This is a genomic window from Gelidibacter sp., assembly GCF_053579655.1.
Genome location: NZ_JBMDWE010000043.1, coordinates 18,824 through 28,559, shown reverse-complemented (window position 1 = coordinate 28,559; position 9,736 = coordinate 18,824). Strand labels below are relative to the sequence as shown.

6 protein-coding genes are annotated in these 9,736 nt (G+C 36.9%); 4 read left to right on the top strand and 2 right to left on the bottom strand.

Annotated elements, in window-relative coordinates:
* Positions 1–136: 136 nt before the first annotated feature.
* Both ACOH2D_RS16265 and ACOH2D_RS16260 read right to left on the bottom strand, forming a co-directional pair.
* Positions 137–3,094: a DNA polymerase III subunit alpha gene (locus ACOH2D_RS16265; RefSeq protein ID WP_449535895.1), complete on the bottom strand. Its 2,958-nt coding sequence runs from the start codon at positions 3,092–3,094 to the stop codon at positions 137–139.
* Positions 3,094–4,308: a DNA polymerase Y family protein gene (locus ACOH2D_RS16260; RefSeq protein WP_449535894.1), complete on the bottom strand. Its 1,215-nt coding sequence runs from the start codon at positions 4,306–4,308 to the stop codon at positions 3,094–3,096. Before ACOH2D_RS16260 ends, ACOH2D_RS16265 begins: the two co-directional genes overlap by 1 nt.
* 450 nt (positions 4,309–4,758) lie before the next feature.
* Between ACOH2D_RS16260 and ACOH2D_RS16255 the strand changes: the two genes are divergently transcribed.
* The 4 genes from ACOH2D_RS16255 to ACOH2D_RS16240 all read left to right on the top strand — a co-directional run bounded on the left by ACOH2D_RS16255 (position 4,759) and on the right by ACOH2D_RS16240 (position 9,733).
* Complete coding sequence (locus tag ACOH2D_RS16255) at positions 4,759–5,199, top strand: hypothetical protein (protein ID WP_449535893.1); 441 nt, start codon at positions 4,759–4,761, stop codon at positions 5,197–5,199.
* A 293-nt stretch (positions 5,200–5,492) separates the two neighbouring features.
* The gene (locus tag ACOH2D_RS16250; protein WP_449535892.1) at positions 5,493–6,215 is read left to right on the top strand and encodes a restriction endonuclease; all 723 of its coding nucleotides are present in this window, start codon (positions 5,493–5,495) and stop codon (positions 6,213–6,215) included.
* Positions 6,216–6,677: 462 nt separating this feature from the next.
* Positions 6,678–6,959, top strand: coding sequence for a helix-turn-helix domain-containing protein (locus ACOH2D_RS16245; protein WP_449535891.1), 282 nt, complete (start codon positions 6,678–6,680; stop codon positions 6,957–6,959).
* On the top strand, positions 6,959–9,733 hold the full coding sequence (locus ACOH2D_RS16240; RefSeq protein ID WP_449535890.1) for a type I restriction-modification system subunit M: 2,775 nt from the start codon (positions 6,959–6,961) through the stop codon (positions 9,731–9,733). The genes ACOH2D_RS16245 and ACOH2D_RS16240 overlap by 1 nt, the downstream gene beginning before the upstream one ends.
* Positions 9,734–9,736: the final 3 nt, after the last annotated feature.

The following is a 9,736-nucleotide window of genomic DNA, read 5'->3' as shown; positions in this document are numbered from 1 at the left end:
GGCGCGTTTCAATTGGGTTTCTACGGTCGCTCTAATATCGTAACACATGATTTTTATTTTAAAGTTAATAGTATTGCAAATTACCTGCAACCATTTTAACCTACCTTAACAGCATGATAATTAAAGCTGAAAACAATTAGTTATTCCTCGGATCCTTCAGTATCCCCATTTTCCTACTCCAAACCACATTCATGCTATAAAAATCAAACCTATCGGTTATTCGGCCATAACAAGCATAAACCCCCAATCCATTAACTGGGTATTTCTCTACGACATCAGTAAAATGGACGGCATCAAAATAATCCCCATTATGATCAATAAAAGTACTCAAGCGCATTAATTTCCCCTGAGATGTTTTGTTGAATCTAGTCGTAACCAAACTGCCATAAATCAAAACCTCTTTATTTATATGATTTTTCATCTCACTCGCCAAAATGCCATTGGCCATCTCGCCATTAACGAGATTGAAGTAATTACATAAAGGAAATCCCAACAGCTCCATTTCATCGTAAGCATTTTCAATCCAATTGCTATTTAGTTTGGGCAACTTAAATGCCTTATGCTGGATTTTAAACAACTTCGCTTGCTGACTTTTGGCGCCATCGGCATTCAATTTAAAAATAGCCTGCCACAGCAATTCTGTTTTGGTCTGTTTCGTAAATCGGAAGGCGTCTATCCGAATCAAAATAGTCAGCTGTTCGATGCTTATGGTAACGCGATCTATAAAATCATCAAGGGAGCTATAGTCGCCATGCCACTGCCTTTCAGTTAAAAGTCGTTGCACGGTATAATGCTCTAAATTCTTCAGGTGCCCAAAACCTAAATAAATGGAGGTGCCAATTAATCGGTTTGGATGCTCGCTGTTATTAATGCACGGCGCAAAAATGGTGGCGCCTTGTTTCTGTGCTTCGTGTAAATAATGTTCCACACTATAAAAACCGCCGCCATTGTTCAGTACGGCAGTCATAAACTCTAAAGGAAAGTAACATTTCAGATACAAGCTCTGATAACTCTCCACAGCATAAGATGCCGAGTGACCTTTAGCAAAAGCATAACCAGCAAAACTTTTGATCTGATTCCAGACTTCAAATATTAACTCATCCGTAAAGCCTTTCTTCCTGCAATTGGATATAAACTTTTCTTCCACGGCAACAAATTCTTGACGTGATCGAAACTTACCACTCATCCCTCGTCGTAATACGTCGGCCTCGCCAAGCGATAAATCGGCAAATTGATTGGCAACTTTTAGTACATCCTCTTGATAGACCATGACACCATAAGTCTCAGGCATTATTTGCATTAAAATGGGGTGGGCGTTTTTTCTGTTTTCAGGATACCGGTGCCGCTTAATGAATTCCTCTTTCATTCCCGATCCAGAAACGCCTGGTCTAATAATGGAACTTGCAGCCACAAGTCCGATATAATCCTGGGTCTGCAATTGTTGCATCAATCCGCGCATGGCTGGCGATTCGACATAATAGGCTCCAATGGCGCCTCCAGATTTTAAAAGGTCATTGATGTTCTTATCCTTCTTAAAAGCCTCAACATTGGTAATGTCAATAGGAGGGACTTCTGGTCGGTTTTCTGCAATGATATCCAAAGCATCTTTAATCTTGGCCAATCCCCGCTGACCTAAAATATCAAATTTGAAGACGCCAACATCTTCCGCGATGATCATATCAAACTGAACCGTCGGGAATCCTTTTGGTGGCATATCGGTTGCCGAGTAATAATGTATCGGTCGGTCTAAAATAAGCACGCCAGCAGAGTGAACACTCAAATGGTTTGGGAACCCCTCAATCAATTTACCGTATCGTAAAACAAGCTGTGAGATGTCATCTAATTGAGAAATTGCATAATTCCCTTTACTCAATTTATCAATTTCCTCTTTTGGCAAGCCAAAGACTTTCCCCAGCTCTCGAACCACCGCTCTATATTTAAAAGTATTGTAGGTGGCCAATAACGCCGTATGTGGAAACCGTCTAAAAATATAATCCGTCACATCATCTCTGTCCTTCCAGGAGAAATCAATGTCAAAATCGGGTGGGGAAGCTCTAAAAGGATTAATAAAACGTTCAAAATACAAATCCAACTCAATAGGGTCCACATCGGTGATCCCGATGATATAGGCCACGATGCTATTGGCACCACTACCACGTCCCACATGAAAATAACCTTTGCTGTTGGCATAAGAAACGATATCATAATTAATCAGAAAGAAGGCCACAAAATCCAAAGACTTGATAGTGTCCAATTCAGTTTTTAATCGGTTTAAAACTTTCTCGTCCGGACTGGAATAACGTTTGTGTAAATTATCGTAACATAATTTTTCTAGTAGTTCGTAGTCCTGTTCAACGGAATCCGTATAAAGCCTTAAGTTTTGCGATACACGATGTTCTCCAAAACCAAATTCAATATGACAGCTATTCAAGATCCGGTTCGTGTTCTCAATAATATTCGGAAAATCAGCAAAGGCTTCATGTATCCCTTCTAAAGAAATCATTTTATCGGCCAGCTTGCATTCCTCCGATTTATCAAGTTTGCTCAACAAAGTGTTTTTATCAATAGCGCGTAACAATCGGTGCGCATTGAAATCCTTTTTCCCTCTTATGGTGACGGTCTGCAAAACGACCAGTTTCCTTTCAAGATTTTTCAATCTAGAGAACCGTAGTTTCCGCAATTCCTCAATGGACACCCCAATAAATTCGTTATCAGAAAAGTCGGTTTTTTCTAATTGCAGAACATGCTCAAAAGGATAAATGATATAACAATTCTCAAAAGGAGGAGCGAGCTCAGGCAATTGGATTTTGTTTTCTGAATGATGGGATAGAAAACTATTGAGTTCTTTAAATCCCTCATTGTTCTTGGCAATACCAACATAGACTTGTTTGTTGCCATTTCTAAAGTCAATCCCAACCACAGGTTTGATATCATAATCTTTCGCTTTCCGGATGAAATTTAAGCACGCCGATGTATTGTTAATGTCCGTCAGTGCCAAAGACTGGACATCATTTTTTTTGGCAAGTTCCAAAAGTTCAATTTCAGAAAACGTACCGTAGCGCAAGGAATAGTATGAGTGACAATTGAGATACATTATTGGTTTCTATGAGCTAATACGGTTGGCGGTTCACCATTAAATGGATTGTCAAATCTTCCAATAGAATTGGCGCCCATGGACGAGGCGCGCATAATGCTGGCCTCGCCATAACGGCCTCTAATATGATCCATGGCATTATAAAGACTGAGCATTTCTTCGGTATCATCAAATAAATTAATCTGATAATGGCCGCTTACAATATCGTTGATCTTCACGCCAACCAAGCGCACCAACAACCGACGTTGATATAATTGTTCAAACAATTCCAACACTTTCGGAATGATGACATGATCGGCGCTGGAGTAAGGAATCTTAACCTGTTTGCTATAGGTATTAAAATCAGAATACCGAATTTTCACACTGATAACACCAGCAATTTTATTCCCTCTGCGTAACTGAAACGCCAAATTTTCAGCCATGGCAAAAATGGTGGTTCGCAACTGTTTGACATCAATAGTATCCTTATTGAAGGTGCGCTCTGTTGAAATGGACTTGCGCTCATGAAACGGCACCAATGGCGGATTGTCAATACCGTTAGCTCTTTTCCAAATGGTGGCACCATTGGCACCCAATGCACTGGTCATCATTTCAATGGGCATTTGTTGTACCACGCTCACTTTATCAACCCCTAAATTTCGCAAGACCTGATAAGTCTTTTCTCCAACTGAAGGTATCTTCCGAATGGATAAAGGTCCAAGAAAAGATTTTTCAAAACCTGCATCAATCTTCAATTGGTTATTGGGTTTCGCTTCTCCAGTGGCAACTTTGGAAACTATTTTATTGACCGACAATCCAAATGAAATCGGCAAGCCACTATTTTTAATGATACTCTGTCTGAGTTCCGATGCATATTTATAACAGCCATGAAATTTATCCATCCCCGTTAAATCAGCATAGAATTCATCAACACTGGCTTTCTCAAATACCGGAACTTTCTCTTTAATGATCTCCGTAACCAAATGCGAATATTTGGTGTAAATAGACGCATCCCCACGGATCACAATGGCTTCCGGACATAAATTTCGCGCCACCTTCATCGACATTCCAGAATGCACGCCAAACACTCGTGTTTCATAACTACATGCAGCAACCACACCTCGATCTCCCGTGCCACCAACCAATAACGGCCTGTTTGCCAGTCGGCTATCAATTAATCTTTCGCACGACACGAAAAAGGTATCCAGGTCAAGGTGCAATATGTTTTTATCCATGAGACAAAATTACCCATATATGTAGCGAAGTATTGCTATTAATTGTAGTATGTGGATAAGTTGTTTTGTTGTATTCAAAGTAAAAAAGTTTGATTAAATAATTTTAAAAGAGTTAAAACCCATTGCATCAGCGATCTCAACGTAGAAGGAATTCAGTAGCCTTATGGCGAACTTGTCCGCTCTAGGATACGAGAGCTTTTTAATTTGTGTGGTTTGAGGAATCTTGAGTGGATAAGAGGACTTAAGCTTAAAGTAAAGGATTTTTTTAAATACCAATTGTTGGGAAATATATTGAAAAGGAATATGTTTGAGGTTTAAGGGGAATAGGGCAACTCGCTGTCCCTATCCGATAGTTTTACGCAAGCTATAAAAATCGAGAAATCCTTTCAATAAAATTTCAATAATTTGTAAAATTACTTTCTGTTACACAAATCTAAACCTACTATCTAAATGACCGAAAAGCACATCATCTTATCAGACTTAATTCAAACTTTTTTTGAAAAGGCAAAAACAAACAGAATGTATAGTAAAAACACCATGCTTAATTTGACTGAAATAATAAATCAAGTATGCCAATTACATATTGACAAAGCCTTTGTTTATACCGAAGAGGAAATTCTAGATGGATTTTATGATAATGGGTTTACGATTTTGGAACCAAAAGATAAAAATATACTTACAGGTATAGCTGATAAAGGAGTAGTAAAATTCTCAGGCGGAAATCATATTAACGTAAACTCCCAAAATATTTCAGACTTAGTTTCTTCTTTAAGAAAGGGATTACCCTTAAAATCTAATTCAGATACTATCTTAAGAATCAATAGAACAAAGGAATCCCTAAAGCAATTTACGAATAAATATAAAAAAGCCAGAGTAAAAAGCAGCATATAAGCTATGACCTGTTCAAAAAAAAGGGCGTCAAAACCCAATGCACCGTCAACCTCAACGCTGAAGAAATCCAAGAACGCTACAGCGAACGAGTGCGCTCCAGAATGCGGGAGCTTTTTATTTTTGTGCGGTTTGAGGCGTCTCGTACTGATAAGTGGAGTATGCTTAGCATGAATGATTTTTTTAAATACTAATTGTAGGGAATTGTAATTAAAATGAATATGTTTGATGTGTAACATAAACAGGCGCAGCTTGTTGCGCCTATCCAATTGAGATGAGCAAGCTAAAACAAAACTATGGAAGAGCTTAAAGGTCTGGTGTTTCTTTGTATCATTGGTGGCTTAATATATTATTTCATCACTAAAAAAAATAGACAGACTGCTGAATTAAATGAAAATTTGCGTATTAACGTATTGAAAATAAGTCGTGAAATAATCCAAAAAAATTTGCAACAATTAGCAAGACAAAAACAGAAAAGTACTTTTACAGACGATTACGGAAAAGAAAATCTTTCAAGATGGCACGATAAAGAAATACCATATTTCGTGGAACATCATATTTATCCAAAATTGAATCAAATCGAACTTGCGAATATCTACCTGTACTTAAATGATATTTTTGTAGAAATTGAAAAAAGTGTAAAAAAAGTAAAACTCAAATCAACTGGCTACGACCCAAAAATGAGCGGTTTTGAGTTTGAGGATTTTTGTGTCCAAATTTTAGAAAAAGAGGGTTGGAAAGTAGAAAAGACAAAGGCGGGTGCTGACCAAGGAGTTGATTTAATAATTAGAAAACCGAATATAGTTATCGGAGTACAATGCAAAAAGTATTCAAAACCAATTGGAAATAAAGCTGTTCAGGAAATTAAAGCAGGGATTTCACATTACAATCTTGATAATGGGATTGTTCTTTCGAATAATAAATTTACTAAATCCGCAACAGAGTTAGCAATCACAAACAGAATTGATTTAATTCATTATTTAGACATAAAGCGGATAAAAGGCAGCTCACAATGTTGATAACTACCGAATTCCTATAGCACTTAAAGCGCTTAACGATGATGAGTAATATTTGATAGAAAACCACATCTATTTATCCGAACAAATACCCATAGGTTTCAAGCCTCGTATCATAAGCATCAATTGTTTTCCCAATAGAAATGGACGTCATTGTCGATATGATTATTGAAATACTTTTTAACAAAGAACCCTTCACTTGGGCACAAACAATTTGTCTAAAGCCAACGAAACCAGAAAAGCATAATTGCAAGCAGTTAAGCAGGCCGACCAAAATGAATATCAACCCCTGCTAGATTTTGCATTTTCGTAATCCTTCGTTTCCTTAAAACCCTCATCTTCCTGAGCAATCAAAACCACTAAAAACAAAATTTTAATTTTATTTCCCCATAATGTTTAACTCGCACTTTTCGTATATAAAATATTCTTATATTAGACAAAAATTGACAAGTCAAAATATGAAAGATGATGAAACTGGGCAATCGTATTAAAGAACTTAGAGAAAGTCAAGGATTGCTCCAACGACATCTCTCAGCTGAACTAGAAATCGACACTCCAATGTTCAGTAAAATTGAACGTGGAGAACGAAAAGCCAAACGAGAACAAGTCCTGAAAATTGCTGAATTATTAAAAGCAGATTCAAAAGAGTTTTTAGCCCTATGGTTAGCAGACCAAATTTTAGAAATAGTACAAAATGAAGAGCAAGCTCAAGCGGCTCTCAAAATTATTTTAAACGAATTTAATTAATGACCACACAACAAGTAATAGATCTCATATTCAAAGATCCAACAACGAAATATGACCTAACCGAATTTGAGGGATTAGGAATTCCAATTCATGAAATGATAGATATTTATCCCAAAGCAGGGACTGGTAAACAATTTGGGAAAACTTTATACTATTTAAAACCCTTAGCACCTACTCATACTGATAAAGAAGAATATCAAGTATATGTTGAAGGTGGAAAATCCGCACCAGAAGAAATTGTCCGTCAGCTCTGGCTATATAAACTAATAAATTACTATGGTTATAATCCAGACCAAATTGTTTGTGAAATACCAGTTAGATATGGAACGGAAGTAAACCCTAAAGGAGCTGATATAGCTGTTTACAGAGATAATACAAAGCAGACAGTAAAAATACTTTTTGAGATAAAACAACCTAAAAGAAAAGACGGTATTGCACAGCTACAGTCTTATCTAGGCGCTAATGGTAACCCTATAGGTGTTTGGTCAAATGGATCGGATAGATTGATATTATATAAACCAAAAAACAAAGATTTTGACACCCTATCGGAGATCCCAAAAGTTAATGAAGAGGAGTCTGATGTTCTAGAGATTAAGAGAACGCTCTCTCAATTAAAAACCTCTTTTAATTTTAAAAAGATCATTCAAGATCTTGAAGAGTTAGTTCTAGCAAATAGTGGAATAGACGAATTCAACGAAATCTTTAAACTGATTTTTGCGAAGATTTGGGATGAAAAGGAAGCGGCAGATAATAAAAGAAGTCGTCCAAACAAGGAAGTTGAATTTAGGAAGTTTCAAGATCCTGAATTGACCTATGCTACCATCAACGGTTTGTTCCAAAAAGCCTGTAAAGAATGGGAAGGTGTGTTCAAAGAAAACGAAACCATAGAGTTAAAGAAAGATCATTTACAAGTATGTATTGGTCCTATTGAATCTGTTCGATTGATGGGTTCCAATCTTCGTATTATGGATGATGCCTTTGAATATTTATTGCCAACAGAAGCAAAGAAAAAGAAAGGTCAGTTTTTTACACCGCGTCACGTGATCGAAATGTGTGTGAGAATGTTGAATCCACAAGATGATGAATACGTAATGGACCCAAGTTGCGGTAGCGCTGGGTTCTTACTCCATACTATGCAATGGGCTTTTCCTGCGGAAACAAATTCTGAATTAGAAAACAGAAAACATAAGTATGCGAGTAAGTATCTATGGGGTATAGATATGGAAGCTAGAGCAGCAAAAACATCCCGTGCATTAATGTTAATTGCAGGTGATGGCCATACAAATATTTTTGGTCCAGATGTTAGTAGTCTAGATCCAAGAGATTGGTACACAAATAAATCGGGCCAGTACTTAATGACGCAATTAAGTAAGACACCATTACTCAAAAAATCAATTCCCAGTGGGGAAACTTTTAGTGATAGCGATAAAGCGTGGGAATATTTTGGAGAAATGAATTTTGATGTCATTCTCGCAAATCCGCCGTTTGCTGGAGAAATGAAAGATAAGAAAATGCTCGTCCACTATGATTTGGCTAAACCCGCGTTAAAGAGAGCTAAGGATAAAACTCCCAAAGAAGAACGAGATGTTCTGTTTGTTGAACGCATTGTTAAAATGCTCCGTCCTGGTGGAAGAGCAGCAATTGTACTACCACAAGGTAAGTTTAACAACTCTTCACTCGCGTTTATTAGAGAATGGATCTTGCGCAAAGCTCGTTTATTAGCGGTAGTTGGTTTACACGGAAACACCTTTAAACCGCACACGGGGACTAAAACGTCGGTGTTATTTATTCAAAAATATACTGATAAAGAATTGGAAAACATCATCAAAATTCAAAAGGAAGTGGCAAATCAATGTCCCGATTATGCTAAACAAATTCAAGATCTCTTAAATCAGTTTGAAGAAGCAACCGATATTCCAGAAGAAGAGATTGCCGAAGAAATTTTTGAATTATTATTAGAGGAATATCCTGAACCTGAAATTGAGGAGGAAAAAACAGAAGAAACGGAAACAGAGGAGGATGAAGAGGAAAGCACCGAACCTTTCACTTTAGAAGATAAACTGGAAATAATTGATGATAAAATCAGTGATTTAAGAAATGGTCTTTTAAAAGCTAAAGGAAAATTAGATGGGCTTGCTGATGATGTAGAAGCGATGGAAAATAAGCAAAAAGCTGAAATAGAAATCGCATTAGATAATTGGGAGGGCACTAAAAAGGAATTTAATGTGCACATCAAACCAATAAAAGAAGAGCACAAATTGGCCATTAAAGGATTTAAAGACAGTCAAAAAGAAAAGGCTAAACAATTAAAAGCAGAAATAAAAAACTACGACAAACAAATTCCTTTAGCGGAAGAAGAAAAGCTGTTGTTAACCAATAAAGGAAAACTACAATTGCTATTAAACAATGACGATAGTATAGAGAAAATAAGAAACCGTTATATCGATGCAGAAGTAGCCAAACAGTTAGACTATCCGATTTTTATGGCAGTAAGCGAGCGAGGTGGTAAAAACAATAGTGGAGACTATGAACTGCTTCTTGACGGGGAAGGTAATATCATAGAAGATAATTTTGGGAATCCAGAAATCGATCAAGATCTTGTAAATCATAAAATTACAAGAGAGATGCTTATAGAGTATAAACAAAATGAAGAAGGATATCTGGTTGCAGCAGAAGATCCTGAAAAATATTTAACCCCACAATTTGAACCTTTTATTGCGGAAGCTTTTATAAAGTTCGCTAAAGAACAAGGTTTTGATTTCTGGAAAAATTAAGAA

Excerpts from the sequence above, each read along its gene's own strand:
- ACOH2D_RS16245 (WP_449535891.1), top strand. The coding sequence starts at position 6,678 with ATGATGAAACTGGGCAATCGTATTAAAGAACTTAGAGAAAGTCAAGGA.
- ACOH2D_RS16255 (WP_449535893.1), top strand. The coding sequence starts at position 4,759 with ATGACCGAAAAGCACATCATCTTATCAGACTTAATTCAAACTTTTTTT.
- ACOH2D_RS16240 (WP_449535890.1), top strand. The coding sequence starts at position 6,959 with ATGACCACACAACAAGTAATAGATCTCATATTCAAAGATCCAACAACG.
- ACOH2D_RS16250 (WP_449535892.1), top strand. The coding sequence starts at position 5,493 with ATGGAAGAGCTTAAAGGTCTGGTGTTTCTTTGTATCATTGGTGGCTTA.
- ACOH2D_RS16265 (WP_449535895.1), bottom strand. The coding sequence starts at position 3,094 with ATGTATCTCAATTGTCACTCATACTATTCCTTGCGCTACGGTACGTTT.
- ACOH2D_RS16260 (WP_449535894.1), bottom strand. The coding sequence starts at position 4,308 with ATGGATAAAAACATATTGCACCTTGACCTGGATACCTTTTTCGTGTCG.